The 17,696-nt window shown below is 37.5% G+C and carries 17 protein-coding genes; 5 read left to right on the forward strand and 12 right to left on the reverse strand.

Annotated elements, in window-relative coordinates; translation table 11 throughout:
* Nucleotides 1-467: 467 nt before the first annotated feature.
* The 10 genes from J2S08_RS18125 to J2S08_RS18170 form a co-directional block, all read right to left on the reverse strand.
* Nucleotides 468-1,997, reverse strand: coding sequence for a M56 family metallopeptidase (locus J2S08_RS18125; RefSeq protein ID WP_307232067.1), 1,530 nt, complete (start codon nt 1,995-1,997; stop codon nt 468-470).
* A gap of 5 nt (nt 1,998-2,002) precedes the next feature.
* Entirely contained in the window at nt 2,003-2,401 is a 399-nt protein-coding gene (locus tag J2S08_RS18130; RefSeq protein WP_307232069.1) for a BlaI/MecI/CopY family transcriptional regulator, read from the reverse strand.
* A gap of 370 nt (nt 2,402-2,771) precedes the next feature.
* Nucleotides 2,772-2,951 carry a hypothetical protein gene (locus tag J2S08_RS18135; RefSeq protein ID WP_307232071.1) on the reverse strand — a complete coding sequence of 60 codons (180 nt, stop codon included), beginning with the start codon at nt 2,949-2,951 and terminating at the stop codon, nt 2,772-2,774.
* Nucleotides 2,952-3,196: 245 nt separating this feature from the next.
* Nucleotides 3,197-3,943, reverse strand: coding sequence for a type I methionyl aminopeptidase (gene map / locus J2S08_RS18140; protein WP_307232073.1), 747 nt, complete (start codon nt 3,941-3,943; stop codon nt 3,197-3,199).
* Between the two features lie 325 nt (nt 3,944-4,268).
* Nucleotides 4,269-5,483, reverse strand: a complete 1,215-nt coding sequence (locus tag J2S08_RS18145; RefSeq protein WP_307232075.1) for a DUF819 family protein — start codon at nt 5,481-5,483, stop codon at nt 4,269-4,271.
* Nucleotides 5,484-5,863: 380 nt separating this feature from the next.
* Nucleotides 5,864-6,874, reverse strand: a complete 1,011-nt coding sequence (locus tag J2S08_RS18150; protein WP_370875715.1) for a FecCD family ABC transporter permease — start codon at nt 6,872-6,874, stop codon at nt 5,864-5,866.
* Between the two features lie 23 nt (nt 6,875-6,897).
* Nucleotides 6,898-7,953, reverse strand: a complete 1,056-nt coding sequence (locus J2S08_RS18155; RefSeq protein WP_307232079.1) for a FecCD family ABC transporter permease — start codon at nt 7,951-7,953, stop codon at nt 6,898-6,900.
* A gap of 550 nt (nt 7,954-8,503) precedes the next feature.
* Nucleotides 8,504-9,667 carry an anti-sigma factor gene (locus tag J2S08_RS18160; RefSeq protein WP_307232081.1) on the reverse strand — a complete coding sequence of 388 codons (1,164 nt, stop codon included), beginning with the start codon at nt 9,665-9,667 and terminating at the stop codon, nt 8,504-8,506.
* A complete protein-coding gene (locus tag J2S08_RS18165) occupies nt 9,651-10,163 on the reverse strand; it encodes a sigma-70 family RNA polymerase sigma factor (RefSeq protein ID WP_307232083.1) in 513 nt (170 codons plus the stop codon). The genes J2S08_RS18160 and J2S08_RS18165 overlap by 17 nt, the downstream gene beginning before the upstream one ends.
* 125 nt (nt 10,164-10,288) lie before the next feature.
* Entirely contained in the window at nt 10,289-11,119 is an 831-nt protein-coding gene (locus J2S08_RS18170; RefSeq protein ID WP_307232085.1) for a glycosyltransferase family 2 protein, read from the reverse strand.
* 337 nt (nt 11,120-11,456) lie between these two features.
* On the opposite strand from J2S08_RS18170, the gene J2S08_RS18175 reads away from it, so the two are divergent.
* Nucleotides 11,457-12,173 (forward strand): glycosyltransferase family 2 protein, encoded by a 717-nt coding sequence (locus tag J2S08_RS18175; protein ID WP_307232087.1) that lies wholly within the window; start codon nt 11,457-11,459, stop codon nt 12,171-12,173.
* Between the two features lie 148 nt (nt 12,174-12,321).
* Here the strand turns inward: J2S08_RS18175 and J2S08_RS18180 are convergent, their stop codons facing one another.
* Nucleotides 12,322-12,501 carry a hypothetical protein gene (locus J2S08_RS18180; protein ID WP_307232089.1) on the reverse strand — a complete coding sequence of 60 codons (180 nt, stop codon included), beginning with the start codon at nt 12,499-12,501 and terminating at the stop codon, nt 12,322-12,324.
* Nucleotides 12,502-12,702: 201 nt separating this feature from the next.
* On the opposite strand from J2S08_RS18180, the gene J2S08_RS18185 reads away from it, so the two are divergent.
* From J2S08_RS18185 to J2S08_RS18200, 4 genes are all read left to right on the forward strand, one after another.
* Entirely contained in the window at nt 12,703-13,281 is a 579-nt protein-coding gene (locus J2S08_RS18185; protein ID WP_307232091.1) for an LOG family protein, read from the forward strand.
* Nucleotides 13,282-13,485: 204 nt separating this feature from the next.
* Entirely contained in the window at nt 13,486-14,019 is a 534-nt protein-coding gene (locus J2S08_RS18190) for a sigma-70 family RNA polymerase sigma factor (RefSeq protein WP_307232093.1), read from the forward strand.
* Between the two features lie 3 nt (nt 14,020-14,022).
* The gene (locus J2S08_RS18195) at nt 14,023-14,442 is read left to right on the forward strand and encodes a PadR family transcriptional regulator (RefSeq protein ID WP_307232095.1); all 420 of its coding nucleotides are present in this window, start codon (nt 14,023-14,025) and stop codon (nt 14,440-14,442) included.
* Nucleotides 14,435-15,724 (forward strand): FtsW/RodA/SpoVE family cell cycle protein, encoded by a 1,290-nt coding sequence (locus tag J2S08_RS18200; protein ID WP_307232097.1) that lies wholly within the window; start codon nt 14,435-14,437, stop codon nt 15,722-15,724. The genes J2S08_RS18195 and J2S08_RS18200 overlap by 8 nt, the downstream gene beginning before the upstream one ends.
* Before the next feature lie 681 nt (nt 15,725-16,405).
* Here the strand turns inward: J2S08_RS18200 and J2S08_RS18205 are convergent.
* Nucleotides 16,406-17,380, reverse strand: coding sequence for a hypothetical protein (locus J2S08_RS18205; protein ID WP_307232099.1), 975 nt, complete (start codon nt 17,378-17,380; stop codon nt 16,406-16,408).
* Between the last annotated feature and the right edge of the window lie 316 nt (nt 17,381-17,696).

Consider the following 17,696-nt stretch of genomic DNA (forward strand, 5'->3'; position numbering starts at 1 on the left):
ATTGTCCTAATAATCGTCTACTTTCAAAATGTTGAATTCCGTACTTTGATAAAACCTCCTCCAATGAATACTCATTACACTGTTTGACTGTAAAATATAATAGGGAGCATTCCTCCTTTCTATCTTTTAACAGACTATATTTATAGTCCTTTTTGTTAGAAAAAACGATAAAGTTAAGTGAAACTTCCTTCAATTGTTTTTCTCTTATAGGATTTTAAGCTAAAAAACGCATCTTTGTGCCGATGTGTTCAAGAAGATTTCCTAATCCTATCATAAAGGACATTTACTGGAATAGAAGTGAGAGGTGAGAGATGACCTTCCCACCACTCATAATCTATGAATAGCCTAACCTTCTCGATTACTCTAACTCTTGAGAAGAGGGTCTTAACTTACCAGTTAGATTTTTTAAATATATCGGCTAACGATAGATTATGTTTATAGTCTATAAGATTATTTTTTGAATATCATTAATATAAATTTACATTGTCCAAACGCTCTAAACTCTTTAAGTCGAGTATGATATTTCTCCCCCCACTCATTGAAAAATGTTTTGTAAACGCAAAGTGGTACTTTAAAAAGATACATATATTCCCTTTCTTTAGTTCTCTTCTCTGGACTTCCTCTCTAATATCCTTCACGCTTACCTCAATAGGTCTCTGCGAATAGTAAATAGAGAAAGGCCAAGTTTGTTCAAACAGCAAAGTAGTTCGACTTTCGGTGTTTGCCAATGCTTTCTTATCAGTCATAAGGAGCACTACATCTTTATCTACAGATGAAAGACCCGCCATTTGTTCTGCAATGCTGTTTATTGCTTGTCTATTAAATGGGTCTACGTGATCATTCAACCAAAAGGCATAAAGAATTGGCTCTGCTTCAATGTAAGCCTTTTGTTCAGCGTATATATAGTTCGCTGTAAGCAATGTAACAGACATTAGTAACAATAGACACGTTCCATAGATCCTGTGTATTTTTTTTGGCTTTAACTGATAGTATATGCCTATCTTTCTTATTCTAAGCACTAGTTGTGAGTGGCCTCCAAACCAATTTGCAGACATGCTGCTTTTGGAAAATTGGCTGATGTTAAGCTCTGCCTGCCTGAGAAGAAGCATTCCATAATCGATGCATTCATTCTTTTTTAGCAGACGCATCACTTGAAAATCACATAAAACTTCACTGTCGTCCTGCATTTTCCGCATCCCGAATTGGATAAGGGGATTAAACCAATGGATTGCTTTTAACATATCTCCAATAAAAAACACGATCGTATCCTTCTGTTTATAATGTTGAAGCTCATGTAATAAAATGTACCGCAATTCCTCCGTTTTAAAGTTTTTTTTGCAGTCAAAAGGAAGGAGAATACACGGTTTCAAAATACCGTGAATAACAGGGATCACGCTCCCTGACATCATCAAATCTATTTTCCTTTTAATACCGAGTTCCTTCTTGCAATGGTCAAATATATGAATGATTTCCTCGTTTTCACAAACATTTCCGTTTACAAACAGCTTCTTAAACTTTCGATTGCGATATATGTTTTTTGTTGTAAAAATGATGAAACCGATCAACCATAGAATGCCACATCCTGTTAAAATTCCATTCATAGTAGTGCCAAATTTGTATTGTTCCACCACGGAAGGGTCTTTTATAGTGGCGGTATCGATCGTTAAAGCACCGTCTTTATATACCCTCACCGCTTTTTTGATCTCACTCTTTCCATCATATATATTGTTGATTGCGTTTACTGCGGAATTCAAAACTGGACCAATGCTATACTGTTTTTGATAGAAGTATCTATCGGTCATATTCTCAATACTAAACGTACTCGGAATGTGAAAGGGAAGTATTAACTTTATGAGAACGATAAGCCACAAGCAGTAGATCATCCATGGGTGAAGCCATTTTCCACCTATACGTCGCAATAGTAATATGATTAGGACAATAACAGAAGCAGCAATAGATAATTCCATCACTTTTAAAAAAAGTAATTGTATGGCCATAGACATCACTCTTTTTCGTCTTTTTTCTCAATACAGCGTTCTAATACCTCTTTTAATTCTTTTACGTCATTTTTTGATATTTTTGCGTCTTTTAGAAAACTTGCTACCATTGTGCTGATATTTCCATCATAATACATATCAACAAATTGCTGTCGTTCAAGACGAAGATAATCTTCCTCCTTTACAAGAGGGAAATAATGGTATACTCGACTGTCATTTTCGTCGATGGTGTAACCTACTATCTTTTTATTGACAAGGTTTCTCAGCAGTGTCTTAATTGTTCTAAAATGCCATTTCGAATTTTTAGATACCTCATCAACAATTGCAGCTGCGGTACACGTCTTTTTTTTCCAAACTACTTTCATGACAACCATCTCAGAATTGGTTATATTTCTTGTATTCATCTACCTTCTCCTACAATCAATTTATAGGTAGCACCTGTTACCTGATATTTCTTCGTGGTATATTTCCTCAATTACATTTAGACTATTATTATAGTCTACCCTTCCTGTATAAACAACATTTTCATTTCTTCATACATTTTAACCAAAACATACTTTTCTAACAAATTTATAAGAGAAGGCCTCTATTCACCATTGTTTCTCTCCAACAGATGTACAGCCGTTTAACCTTATATTTCTAGATCTTTAATGATAAAAGAAAGAACAAAGGATCTTAGAATTTACGTTTATCTTAACATTTCATTGAACTAGAAAAGCCAACGACTTCTAAGAAACGTTGGCTTTGCAAATGATTAGTAGTTCCAGTTTTTCACTAGTTAACTGTAATCAATGATAAAGTAGATTGTTTTATTTTTTCTTTCACGCCTTCAATATGAGTATCTACTTCCATTTTGATGCTGCTTTCATTTAAGACCACTTTTGCTTGATAAGTAGAAATTGGTACATATACTTCTTCCCCTGCTTTTTTGACAAGATAAAGTGAAACTTCCATTAGTGGGGTTTTCTCTCATCCCCCATACAAAGGATCTCAAGCTAAAAAGCGCGACGTCCTGTAGGCTCGAACCAATCGGACATTTGACTTTCAGTTATCCCCCACCTAGACTTCTTTGATTCTTCTTACTCTTGAGGTGGGTGAATTACTGCCAGTTAGATGTGGGATAAAAAGTATACTCATTTCCTACCTTCGTCGGTGTATAGCCTGCCAAGGATTTTATACCAGTGAAAAGAAGCAAACATTTAATTCTTCGTTAAAATAATCGGCTCACCCTTTGTAACGACAATTGTGTGTTCTACTTGAGCAACAAGGCTTCCATCCGGAGTTTTGTAAGTCCAACCGTCTCCTGATTCAACGATCATATCCGCTTTTGTGGAGATGAACGGTTCTACAGCGATTACTAACCCCTCTTTCAGCAATGCATTATCCAGTGGGTCAAAGTAATTCAAAATATGGTTTGGCTTTTCATGAAGCGCTCTGCCGATGCCATGGCCAGTCAAATTCATGATCACTTGAAAGCCATTTTTCCTTGCTTCATTCATTACTGCTCTGCCAATTTGATTTTGCCTTGCGCCAGCCTTAGCTTTCGAAATCCCTTTTTGAAAGGCGCTTTCGGCTGTATCGCAAAGTTTGTATAGGATCGAATCGCCATTTCCGACAACAAAAGAAATACCAGTATCAGCAAATAGGTCATTTTTAGAGCCAGAAACGTCAATATTAACTAAATCACCATCTTTGATCACTCGATTTCCTGGAATGCCATGAGCCACTTCATCATTTACACTAATACATGTAAATCCAGGAAAGTTATAAGATTTTTTCGGACCTGATTCCGCTCCATATTGATCAAATAAAATACCCGCACGATCGTCAAGTTCTTTTGTCGTCACCCCTGGAACAGCAAGCGCCTTCAGTTCATCGCGAATATCCGCAACAATCTTCCCGATTTCTCTTAATCCTTTTAATTCTTCTTCATTCGTAACAAGCATCTCGATCTTCCTTTTTCATTTATTTTATAATCTACAGTATGTTAATCATGTTAAAAAATAGCCGCAATCAATTTTTCTAAAACTTTAGGCTGGTTTTTTTAAAATAGCATTAGCTTCGAGCACTAAACAAGCAACACATATACCGTCATTATATTTATATGCATGCCTATGATCTATCTTTCTTCAGCTATTGTCACTCTGAAAGTTTTCTGAGCTTTAGCTGTTTTTGATACGTGTATTTGAAATGCCTTGGAGCGAACAACGCACTTAGATTTAGTTTACATGGACAAATAAAAAAACTCAAAGCAACCTTACGTTTCAAATTTTAAAAAGTGCTAAACCAATATCCGATAGCTGATCCGACATAGTTTCCTACAATATAACCTAACGTTCCAATTAATAAGATAGGAACGATCAATTTTGTCCATCCTTTTGAGATTGCCATAGCTGCGGCAGTTGTTGGCCCTCCGATATTGGCATTACTTGCTAAAATAATTTCTTCCAGGCTAAATTTAAATAGCTTTCCAAGTACAAGCGATACACATAAATTAGTCAGTACCATAATGGCTACAAACACTAGCAATAAAGGTGATTTTTGAAAAATGAGAGTAATGGAAGCAGGCACTCCTATTACAACAAAGAATAGATAGATTAAGAACGTTCCCAGTTCTTGTGCGCCGTTTAATTGCTCAAAAAAACGGGAAAATATCGTGACAACAAGAACCGTTATCGTTGTTAACATCAAATATTTATCTGCTAATATGCCATGGAGCACATTAAAAATGAAAGTTTCATTTTCCCCTGAAGGAATCATGGTGCCAAATAGCTCAGCCATTTTAAAGGAAACAGCCACAAGCGTAAATGCAGTACCGATCGAAAGCGCTATATCTTTTAATGAAACCTCACGTCTTTTCCAATAGGAGGAAGCCTGATTCTCTGCATTAGAAGCTTTTGCTGCTTCATCTATATAAGGTGTATGAAACCGCTTCCTAATAACATGAATAGCTGGGAGGATCATTAATACAAAGAAATACAATGCCATCATCATATTATCTGAGACAACGGCAGCTGAAACAAGCTGGCCAGGCGCCTCAAACTTTGTAGCAAGTGCTGCAAAGTTTACTCCTCCCCCAATATAAGAGCCAGTCATCATCGCTCCCACTTTTTCGAGTCCTGGGATAGCATCTTTTAACAAAAAAAAGCCGATTATAGCTCCAGCCGTCGTTCCAGCAGCGCTTAGAAAAAACATGATAAGCAACCGACCGCTCTCATTCCATATTTTCTTGATGTTCGCTTGAAATAAAAGTAATGGGATAGCTAGAGGTACGACATAACTCCATACCGCATCGTACACAGACGCTTCTGTTGGTATGATATATAAATTGGATAATAGCATAGCACCAACAAGAGCAATGATCGCTCCCGAAACCTTTGCTGCCCATTTATATTTTTGCTCTAAATAAATACTAATCGCTGCCCAACCAGTTAGGAATGCCCACAGCAGCCATGTATCGTCTGGTTTAATCAGAGTGTGACTCATACATATCCTCCAGCTTTTATGTTTTTCTTTCAATGAAGTGTTTTATATTGTAGCTTACATCTCTTCATTTGAAAATACCATTTTGGAATAAATCATGATTGTTTCATCAAGATAAAACAAAAAAACCTTTAATAAAGACGATGTTCTTTCCAAACAAATCATTCTAATTTGTTGATGGAATGAAATGGCAGTTAGAGGTGTTTATTCGTATATCAGATAAAGTTGAACTGCACTCCAATTGTTAGATACACATCTAACAATTGGAGTACAGTTCATTTCTCTTACTCTTGAGGTGGGGGTCTTGACTCGCCAGTTAGATGTGGGATAAAAAAACATGCGTACAAATATGTACACATGTTAGAGCATTTCTATTATTTTTATTACGTCTTAGATCTAGCAAGCAAATAAAGAAAGTATGGTGCACCTATAATGGCTACAACGATTCCAGTTGGAATCTCGGAAGGCTGCAATATCCAGCGGCCGATTGTATCGGCTAGGATAAGAAGCAGTGCTCCTGTCAACGCAGAAGCTGGAAGCAAGAACTCATGCTTTGATCCTACTAGACGGCGAGCCAAATGCGGACCAATCAAGCCGACAAAACCAATGCCGCCGCTTACAGCTACACAGGCGCTGGCTAAACCGACAGCAGCAGCTAATAAAGCTAATCTTTCTCTTTCAATATCGATTCCAAGCCCGATTGCCATTTGTTCTCCAAGGTTGAGTACGTTTAAAACCCGCGCTTTATAAAAAACGAAAGGTAGGAGCACTAAAATCCATGGAAGCAGCGCTAGTACAAATTTCCAGTTTGATCCCCATATGCTCCCAGCGAGCCATGTGGCAACAAATTGATAATTTTCCGGGCTTAAACGAAGCGTAAGTACAATCATAGCAGCACTAATTCCTGCTGCAACTGCAATCCCCGTTAGCAGCAAACGTGTTGGCGACAATCCTTCGCCTTGCTTGTAAGCTAGAATGTAAATCAACGTCGCTGTTAGTCCTGCTCCTATTAACGCGAGCACCGGCAGCAGAAAAACAGGTGCAGCAGTTGTTGTTGGAAAAAAAGAAATAAACAGCATGACAGCCAGACCTGCCCCTGCATTAATTCCAAGAATGCCGGGATCTGCCAAAGCATTGCGGGAAATCCCTTGCATAATACAGCCTGAAACAGCCAAGCCCGCTCCAACTAGTACAGAAATCACAATGCGGGGCAAACGAAATTCAAATAAAATTAAATGCTGCTTCTCTGTCCCAGCGTCAAACAATGTTTGGACGACCTCTATAGGCGACAATCTAATAAAACCAGTATTCATACTAATAATAAAAGCAATAACAATAAGAATTCCAATGATAAAAAGCACAACAGTATTTTTTCGGTTTTTTTTCTGCTCCATTTGAGAAGTATGTACAGTTTGCATCACAGTTCCCTCCCACCTTTACGCGCAAGATAGAGGAAAAATGGCACCCCAATTAGAGCAATAAGCGCACCTACTGGCGTTTCATATGGAGGGTTGACCATTCTAGCTGCTAGATCTGCAAGAACCATCAGCAAGCTGCCAAGCACAACGGAACAGGGAATGATCCATTGGTAATCTACACCTACCAAATGGCGAGTAAGGTGGGGAATGATTAAGCCTACAAAGCCTACTGAACCTACAACCGAGACAGCTGCACCAGCCAATACAAGTACGATGACCGTTCCAACAAGCTTTACCACTGTATTGCGCTGTCCAAGACTTGCCGCCACTTCATCTCCTAAACTAAGGATTGTAATCGAACGCGAAATGATCATCGCACCGATAATGGCAGCAACAATCCAAGGCGCCATTATTTTAAGATGAAGCCATTTTGTACCTGCAACTCCTCCTGCGTACCAAAATGCCAAGTCTTGTCCAATCCGAAAGTAAATGGCAATTCCTTCACTAAGCGCTACAAGCAATGCACTTACTGCAGCACCAGCTAAAACGAGACGCAGTGGAGTAAGCCCGCCTTTTGCCAATGAACCGATGCCGTACACTAAACCAGCACCAAGAGCAGCGCCTAAAAATGAATATAATATTAAGTAAAGATAAGGCAATCCAGGGAAAAACGCAAAGCAAAGCGCTAACACAAAGCTAGCACCAGCGTTCAGTCCAAGCAATCCGGAATCTGCCAACGGATTTCGGGTCATTCCTTGCATCATTGCACCGGCAACAGCAAAACAAGCCCCAACCATTACAGCACCGAGCACACGCGGCAAGCGCAATTCTTGAATAATTTGATGTGAAGTTAAATCTGGATTAAACCGAAACACCGCTTCCCACACAGTTGCAAAATCGATATCCGCAGCACCAAAAGAAACAGAAGCTGCAATAGCCAAGACCAAAGCAGCCACTCCGCCAATTAAGATAAGAGAGGCTGTTATTGGACGTGTATGGACATGAAGCTTTGTATTACCATCAAATTTCTCTGATGCTTCTGTTGATGTAGACATAGACGTCCCCCTTTTGTTCATAAGTAACTTCAATCAGTAAGGGTCCATTAATCCCCTGAAAAATCAAAATCCTAGACAACATTAATTTGCTGCATTCTACTGACCTAGTTTCCATGCAACGTCTGTTTCATTCACTTCATATTTCAATCGATTTCTACTTGCATGGAATGACCATACCGACAACTGCGATTAGGGAACATCATTGATGGCGAAGTCTGCTTCGTTCATGTTTAGTAGACTACTTTTTACTGATAATGATTTTCATAATCAATCATCATTATAACAAACGTTAATTAGATATGGAACTACAATTTGCATAAATAGGCTTACTAAATGCTCCTTTTAAATGAACATAAATACGAAGCACATATTAGCACGCTCGTTTCCCTTGTTTCTACCAATTAGCGGATACAATACTGGTTTAACGGATGATAAAAAATATGTCCGTGAAGACGCTGTATAGAAAACGCCAGAACAAAATATTCTGGCGTTGCATGAATCATTTTAAATGAGATGGATTTTATTAGAAATTCATTAAATATGCCTTATTTTAATCATCCCAATTCCACAGTCGAACCTCTCCAACACGAACCGTTTTCACCCATGGTTCTTCCTGAAGCTTGAGCAATTCTTTCGTTGGCCCAGTAACAACTGCTCCATACAGCTTTACTCCATTCGCTTCCAAATAATCGACTGCTTCGTCAATCTTGAAAGAGGGAGCTATTTGTTTTGTAATGGAACGATATGTTTGCATTAGCTTCAATGTTTGTAGAAAATTTTCCTCACGCAGCTTGCCATCTCCATAAGGATCAACGCTTGGAGTAGAAGAGGATTTAGTAATGACTTTACCGAAAAAGCCTGACTTTTCTTCCTTATAACTATCTACTATCCAGTCATCATGATGCCAGATCGGTGTAGAAGGAAAGCCAACAGGATCATCACCACTATCAGCCTCGATGCCAACATCAGCAGCAAACCAGACAGGCTCCATATTTTGCTGTTCAAATTTTTTTAATAACTCGTCTGTTGTAAACAGCTGCTCAAACGATAGAAACACTTCTGCAACCGTTCCCTCAGGCAATTTCTCTAAAATGTTCCATTCTTCGCTATCTTCTACTTCTGATCGTTTCGTTTTTGGTTCATAAAAATGAATCGTGTCTGCCATACGATCATCAAGCCAAGAAATCGTATGGTTTCCAGGCTTCCCTAACAAAAACGGCATCGAAAACTCACCGATCGATTCATATGAACTGCCAATCTTTTTCTTCAACTTACCGTCCACATCCATTGAGAAAAAAGTATGAACATTGCCGCTTACATTGAGATTAACGTTAGGTCTTGTAACAGCAATGGTTGATGAAACAACATCTCTGTAGGTATCCATTCGGTTTGGCTCTCCTATTCCAAAAAATAAACTCGTCATGGATGAACTAACAATCGTGATGAGCAGCAATACAGACAAAACTGTCCACGTATTCGCTATTCTTGCTTTCCATTTTCCTTTTCGAATAATGGCTTTTTCTTTGCGGATCTTAGGAGGCTGGTCTTGTCCTTTTATATCATGTATTGGCATATTTTCGTCATTCATTACCTTTTCTAGATGAGCTTGGTACATCTCCATTTTTTCCATTTCTTTCTCTATCTCGTCTCTTTCTTCAGCGGAGAGCTTACCCTCTACATAATCCTTTAATTTTTTTTCAAATTCCTTGCTCATCCCGATCCATCCTTTCCTTCTCTTCCCTCAGCTTCTGTCTTGCTCGAAACAGCAAAACCTTGAAATAGGACAACCGCACATCGAGAATATCTGCGGCCTCTTGGTAAGAAAATTGATGAAAATCATACAGCAAAATGGCTTGCTGTTGTTTTTCCGGCAGCCTCATAATAACTTGTCCCATTTCACTCCAACGTTCCTTCTGCAACAGTCTGTACTCAGGTGTTTCTTCATCACCTATCCCATCAAAAAATTCGCTTTCGCTTGTAAAACTGCGGCTATCCTTTCGTTTGAAATCAACAAAAGCATTGTATGCAACACGAAACAACCATGGCTTCACTTTCTCATCCTTGCAGTTCTCTAAGTATAAATAAGCGCGGTAAAAGGTTTCCTGCATCAAATCTTCTGCAGTATGATGTTGGAGACAGAGGGAGTATAAATAGCGATAAACATCATTTACATACATTTGATAAATCTGATCCAAATTGTCAGGCTTCATTCCCTCCTCCTCCTCACATTAAACACGTATCAGATTGTTAAAGGTTACACATTCTTTTTTCGTTTATTCATCAGAAATTTTCCTGCTCTATATTTTCAATGCTAAGTCCTTTATTTTTAAAATGATCAGCTTTCTATCTCATTTAACGGAAGGAGCATATCAGCCAACCGCTTAGATAATATTTCTTCCACATTTGATTGCCGGTACAAATGTGTTGCTGGATAATGGGTATCAACAAACAACTTGAATCCATTTACTACTGCTCTTATACAAAAATGCCGATCTTCACCTGGAAAAGATACATTTTTTATTTCCCCAAAATGAACGCCTGCTTCTAAAACGCTTCTCTTAATAAGTGTAAGGGCACCTAATCCCCCAACTTCATAAATCCCTGGTTTTCGTAATTTATTGAGGAACTCCATTAAACGTTTATTAATCTCTTCATCAGTTAAATGCTCTCCAAAATCTTGATCAAACAATGTATAATTATCCTTTACCCATACTTGTGGGAGCTCCATCCCATTAGGTGTCCATCTCGTCCAAAATATTTCAGACACAATATCTTTATCAGCTTTCATTAATTGCTGCAATGTCGATGGGTGAAGGAGGAGATCAGAGTCAACAAAGAATAAATAGTCATAATTTTCTTTTAACACATGATCAATGATGTGATTCTTGATGCGAGCTACTTTTTGGATAAGCGACCCTGTCCAATAGTGTGTACGCTCATCCTTAAAGTAACTCTCATCTTGCATGTCATGATAGCTTTCTATAGTGGTATCTTGTCTTCTTCCGAATATCTCTAAAATCTTTTTTGATAGTTCATCATTATTATCATCAACAAAAAAATAATCGACCTTAACTCCCTCTTTTTCCAATTGTTTTAAAGACAATAAATATAGCTTTAAAATAATAGGATCTTGGCGTACAGGCGTTCCGATTAATACTTTCTTCATGTGCTTCCTCCTCAAGCATATTAATCAAATCATTCGTATACTATGAAGCAAAAACAAATAACGTGAACACATTCAAGAAAAATGACACTTAACATCGGTAATTGCCGGAAAATATTCATTTACCTTGTGACCCATTAGAAAAAAATACTCTTATTTTCGCTTTTTAAGCATATGGTAAAAATGAATAAGCTTTTTATAAAGGAAGCCGGACTTATTAGACGAGCGTTGTTATGAACCTATGAAAGTCAGCACGTTACAGTAAACAACATGTAAGAATACTTACATGAATACTTTTTATCTAGAAAGTTTTTAAAAAGTAGGAGGGGGAGATGGAAAAATGGAGTCTGAACCACAGCTAGTCCTTTCTATGGCAGTAAAAAATGAAGAAAATCGTTATTTAAAGCAGGCTTTAACATTGCATAAGTCATTTGTAGATCATGTAGTCATCATTGATGATGCAAGTACAGATCAAACTGTTTCACTTTGTGAAGAAATGTTGGAAACTGTCCCGCATACATTGATTAAAAACGAGACATCTATGTTTCATAACGAAAAAGAGCTCCGAAAAAAACAATGGGAAGAAACAACTAAAGTAAATCCAAAATGGATACTCGTATTAGATGCAGATGAAATATTCGAGTCAACCTTTGCTACGCAAGTAAAAGAAATCATTTCCTCATCTGAGTATGATGCTGTCTACTTTCGTTTATTTGACATGTGGTCTGAAACTCATTATCGAGATGATCAGTATTGGCAAGCTCATCATTACTATCGTCCTTTTTTAGTAAGATACCGCCCTGAGATCGAATACGAGTGGAAGGACGCCTCTATCCATTGTGGAAGATTTCCAAAAAATATTCACCATTTTCCATATACTCTTCACTCGGCAAGAATAAAACATTATGGGTGGGCGCGGAAAATAGACCGTATAAGAAAGTATGAACGCTATAATACACTTGACCCCAATGGTGAGTTTGGGTGGAAGGAACAATACGAATCGATCTTAGATCCCAATCCTCATCTCGTTAAATGGGAGGAACACGAATCATTGTAAGTATATCGAAAAAAAATCATCCCCATATATGTTAGAGATCAAATAAGCCCCATCAAAAAGGAGGTACAGCTGTTGAAGCGTGTACCTCCTCCTTTTTCAAATCCCAACGTTATTTTTTTCACTTTAGATCATTTAACAACATCACTATTTATGGAACATTTTCTTGTATCTTAACATTAGATAACGTTTTTAGTGCAGATTGAATCACTTCTTTCTTCGTATTGATAACATGGGATAAACCTAATGCCTCTAATTCAATAGAAGCTAAAAGCAAATTAACAGCTTCCTTTCTAATATTAGAAACTTCAGAAGCATTGCATTGAGACATGCTACATCTTCCTTTCGTTATTTTTTTCATTTCTTTATTCTATTAATATAAGAAAAATTGTTAAAAATGTTCCAATGCCGATAACACTGCTAGTTGCAAGCATTTCAATACGTTTGCATTTCTGTCGCATGTGACTACTTGAGACAACTTATAGTATGATTAAAGTTGTGCGTATCTATATATAGAGATGGAGATGAAAGTATGAAAACAATTTGTGTTTATTCTGGTTCAAACCTTGGTGCCGATGAATTATATCGAATAAAGGCAAAAGAACTTGGAAAAGCCATTGCAAAACAACAATACCGCCTTGTTTATGGAGGCTCTAAAATAGGATTGATGGGTGAAATTGCTAATGAGGTGCTTGCTCATGGCGGAGAAGTAACTGGGGTTATGCCTAGAGGTCTTTTTAAAGGAGAGATGATTCATACAGAGCTGACAAATTTCATTGAGGTAGAAGATATGCATGCTCGAAAAGCTAAAATGATGGAATTAGCAGATGGATTTATCGCTATGCCAGGCGGATTTGGAACATTTGAAGAATTGTTTGAGGTCTTATGCTGGTCACAAATTGGCATCCATCAAAAACCGATTGGACTTTACAACATTAGAGGTTATTTTGATCCAATGCTGCAGATGGTAAAACATAGTATTCAGGAAGGTTTTTCAAACGATACACATTTGGACCTAATCGTATCCTCACAAGAACCAGGTGATTTGATTGCTGCCATGCAGCAATATACACCACCAACAATGAAAAATAAATGGGAGCAGCTAAAATAACGTAACATTTGCTTCATAACAATATCGTTTGCTTTTTTCCATGCAGTTACCTATCCTATTTATTGCAGTTCCCAAAAAATAATTCAATATAGAAAAAACAGTTTGCCGTCTTTATCATAAGAATGGCAGGCTGTTTTTTTATAAAAACAAAACTTCGAACAAGCTTGCCTCGTCAAATAAGTAAGAGGTTAGGAGGTTCAGATATTGGAAGAATTTGTTTCTGAAGCGCTTCAAGCAGCAGATCACGATGTGCTGTTTGATAGAATCATGACGGAGTATGGCCAAAATATATTAAATCTCGTATATTCATACGTTAAAAATAAAACTGTGGCCGAGGACTTAACGCAGGAAATCTTCGTGAAGTGCTATCGGTCGCTTCACACATTTGAACAGCAATCGAAAATCAAAACGTGGCTCTGTAAAATCGCGATTAACCATTGTAAAGATTATTTAAAAAGCTGGCATTTTCAAAGAGTGCAAAGCTTTGATCCGAATGACATGCCTGTCACCGCTTGTGAGGATGACACTGAAAATAAGGTGATCAGGAAGGATGAACAGCAAGAGGTGATAGCCGCACTCTTTCAATTGCCTCTTAAATACCGAGAAGTGATCTACTTATATTACTTCGAAGATTTATCATTAAAGGAAATGGAACAGTTAACGAAAATAAAACTGAATACAATCAAAACAAGAATGCGAAAGGCAAAAGAACTGTTAAAAAATGCATTGGAGGACTGACGAGTGGAACGTTTAAAAAACTTAAAACACGCTGGCAATAAAGTGATGTTCAACAATCTTCAATTTACAGAACAGCTGCGCCACAATATATATGATGCTATTCAGAAAGACGAAGAAAAAGATGAAGATATCCTTATTACTGTGCTGCAATTGCTCATGCAACCAAGAACTGGCTTTACGCTTCTATGCAAATTACGAAGCCGCGGTTTTAGAAAATTTGAAAACAATGAAGGATTTCTATACACCTTGCTCCATGAGTTAGAAAAAAAAGAATGGATTGAAACGGAATGGAGTACAGATCATGTAAAGCAATATATAATTAGTCAAAAAGGGAAAAAGATGCTGCACAAAGCAGAGAAACAATCCCATTCTTCCTCCATCAGTCTAAAAAATCTTATCAAGGGAGAAATGCTGTATGAATGAAAAAGAGACCTTTCTAAACACAATTCAAAGCAGCATTCGCTCAAAGGAAGCAAAGCAGTTTGTCTCTCTAGAGCTGAATTATCACATTGACGAAACTGTAAAAGGGTTGATTGAAGAAGGATCGACAAGAGAAGAAGCAGAAAAACAAGCAATTAAACAAATGGGCGACCCAATAAAACTCGGTATAAAACTAAACAAACTCCACCGTCCCAAAATAGATTGGAGCCTGCTTGCATTGTTTGTCGTTACTATCGGTATAGGGTTCCTTCCTCTCATGATTTTGCCTGATGCTATTCCTGATGGTCCTATACAGTATACAGGAAAAATAAAAATAGCGACTGGCATTTTCGGAACAGCCTTGATGATTGCGATGATGCTTTTTGATTATCGTCATTTAAAGAAGTATTGCTATTTCTTTTATGGACTTGGAGTAATGCTCTTATTGGCAATAATATTGTCCCATACCCAAATAAATGGAGCAATTATTTTGATTTTGGGTGGAGGAATTCGCATCACTTCTATCATTACCCTGCCGTTGTTTTTATTAGCATGGGCAGGTTTTCTGCAAAAAAAAGCAATGAATCTATGGGTATTAGCAGGGTTGTTTTTACTTCCTTTTGTCCTATTGGTTGCAATCTCCGATATTACCGGCATCATGATATTTACTTCTTTTATGGCGGTTATGTTTTTATGGAAAATGAAAACAAATAGAAAGATCATGATTACCTCCATTACTGCGGTTGTTCTTTTGGCAGCCAGCAGCATCCTCTTTGTATTGTTGGTAGGACTGCCTTATCAAAAGCAAAGATTGATTGAATTTCTACGCGCTGAACAAGAAGGATCTATATACTGGCAATTGAAGCGCATGATAGAAGAGGCAGGCTGGTTTGGACAGTATATGACGAATCGTGACTTCTCCATTCCTTACACTCATACAGGAATGATTACAGACATGGTTTTCACTACCTTAACGTATGGATTTGGCTGGTTGTTCTCCATCACGCTAACAATCGTGTTAGCAGCATTTTCTGTTAGAATGGCGTGGATGACGAAAAAAATAAGAGATCCATATGGCCAACTTTTAATTATCGGTGGACTTACCTTCTATACAGTGCCTTTTGTATATAATGTATTAATGTCGATAGGCTTTTTACCTTTTCTCGACTTTTCCCTTCCGTTTATTAGCTATGGGATCATGCCTACACTTTTACATGCATTTGTTATTGGCATCATTTTAAGTGTTTATCGACGAAAAGATCTCGTTCTATCAAGGAGCATATAACTCAGATAGAAACCACCTGTATATATCCAACATACAAGACGGACATAAAGTGAAACTTCCATCAGTGGCGGTTTTCTCCCCCCACTGTGGTTAGTTGAACCAATCGGACATTTACTGGCAGTTTCCCCCACCTAGACTTCTTTGATTCCTCTTACTCTTGAGGTGGGTGTCTTACTGCCAGTTAGATGTGGGATTAAAATACAATGTCTAACAACATTTTGCAAAATTGATTTATGTTAGAAGGGCAATTAAATGGAATCACATTTGATTGTCCTTAGATCTAGTACGCGACAACAAATAATATTTACATAGAGAACAATTTAAGGTCGTATACTTCCTTATGGTTTGTCCTCAGGCAGGCGGCTATAAAGTGAATCCTATTCATTTATGTTCGATCTGCCATTTTTTTATCAAGGTCCATTCCTTTCGCAATTGAAAGTATAAGCTAAAAATCGTATATTCAAGCACTTGGAAATTGGATTAGCTTTGAAGAGATAATCGCAGATTTTTTCGCACTAATTACTTTTTAAAAAAGCGATACGATAAAAATATTTATAAAAGGAATCACTTTACAAAGAGGTATTTCACCATAAAGTGGGAAGGGAGAAAAAGTGATTTTCTCCCATTTATTAGAATGGTTCCTCAGGTCACTATCATAAGGGGGATGATTAAAACAAGACTTTACGGCAAACTCTCATAACGAACATCAACCCATGCATTTTGGTACAATTTTAATCCTAAATCAGCAGCAACGTTAGGTGTTAAATCAATTCCCGCAGGATTTAACACTTTGCGTCCACTTTGATCTTTGCCGCCATTATGGCCGTTCGTATATGCTTCATAGGCCTGCGGAGAACCTAGACTTAAGTCAGTGAATTTACGTCTCGGATTGTTGCCATTTTTTGAATCCCAGTAATTATCATCTGTATTCCATGGCCCAACATCATCTACTTTTACGTTTCTTACAGATTTATTCGTATCGGGATTATAAATATTCACCGTATACGGGGGATTGCCATACGTAGACCGCAAATGAGATGGGATGTCATTCTTCCATCCGAGGTTGGCAAACTTAACATACTTATCTGGCAGTGCTACTTCATAAGCTCCACTCGTATTAGGAAGATATTGCGTTGCAAAAATACCTACTATTTTGTCCTTATCAGCTTGAATACTTGCTCTTGAGTGCAGCCATTTATTTCTGTATTCTATTTCGTTTTGCCACCATACAGCAATCCATTCTTCAAATAAAGGATATTGTTCTCCAAATAATTCTTTTAAGGCTGTGTTTCGTTCTTGAAAAACACGGCTTGCAATACTGTTAAATAAGTCGACATTTTGTGTCTCCTCAAATTGAAATGATGTCAGCTCGGCTTGAATCAACTGGCGTTCTTTTAAACCCCAATTTCTTAATTGTTCCATCTGGTCATCTGATAGTTGAAAAGTTTGCTGTAATGCGATGACATCGTTTTCTAACTTCTCATCCACTGTCCACAGCAAGTAGTTCAATACCTCTTTATCTGCATATAAAGGGTTATTGAATCTTGCATCTGTACCTTCCTTTACTACAGCATGATCATAAGCAAGACTAGGTGCCGAAAATAACCCGATCATGAAAGCAAGCATGAATATTGACGCCAACATTTTTCTCAACATATACATACTCTCCTTCATAAATGTTATTCCTGAACACATCCTACTAAGTACAATAACGTAACTTAAATGTTAATTTCTTGAAAAACATCCCCCCTTTTCATGAGTAAAATCCTAAAAAGCAGTATCGTGTTGGATTGGTTACATGCTAAACGTAAAAAACCTTCTATACATGTAAGACGATCTATCGCTATTAAATATAACGATTAAAAAAGAATTTTTTGAATAACTTTACAATTTATTGCTAATATATTACAATTTACTCATAATTGTTGCCAACAACGAACTCACAGAGAATAGAATCATTTTTCTGGAGGGA

It is taken from the genome of Bacillus chungangensis (assembly GCF_030812995.1).
In the GTDB taxonomy this organism is placed as follows: domain Bacteria; phylum Bacillota; class Bacilli; order Bacillales; family Bacillaceae_C; genus Bacillus_CF; species Bacillus_CF chungangensis.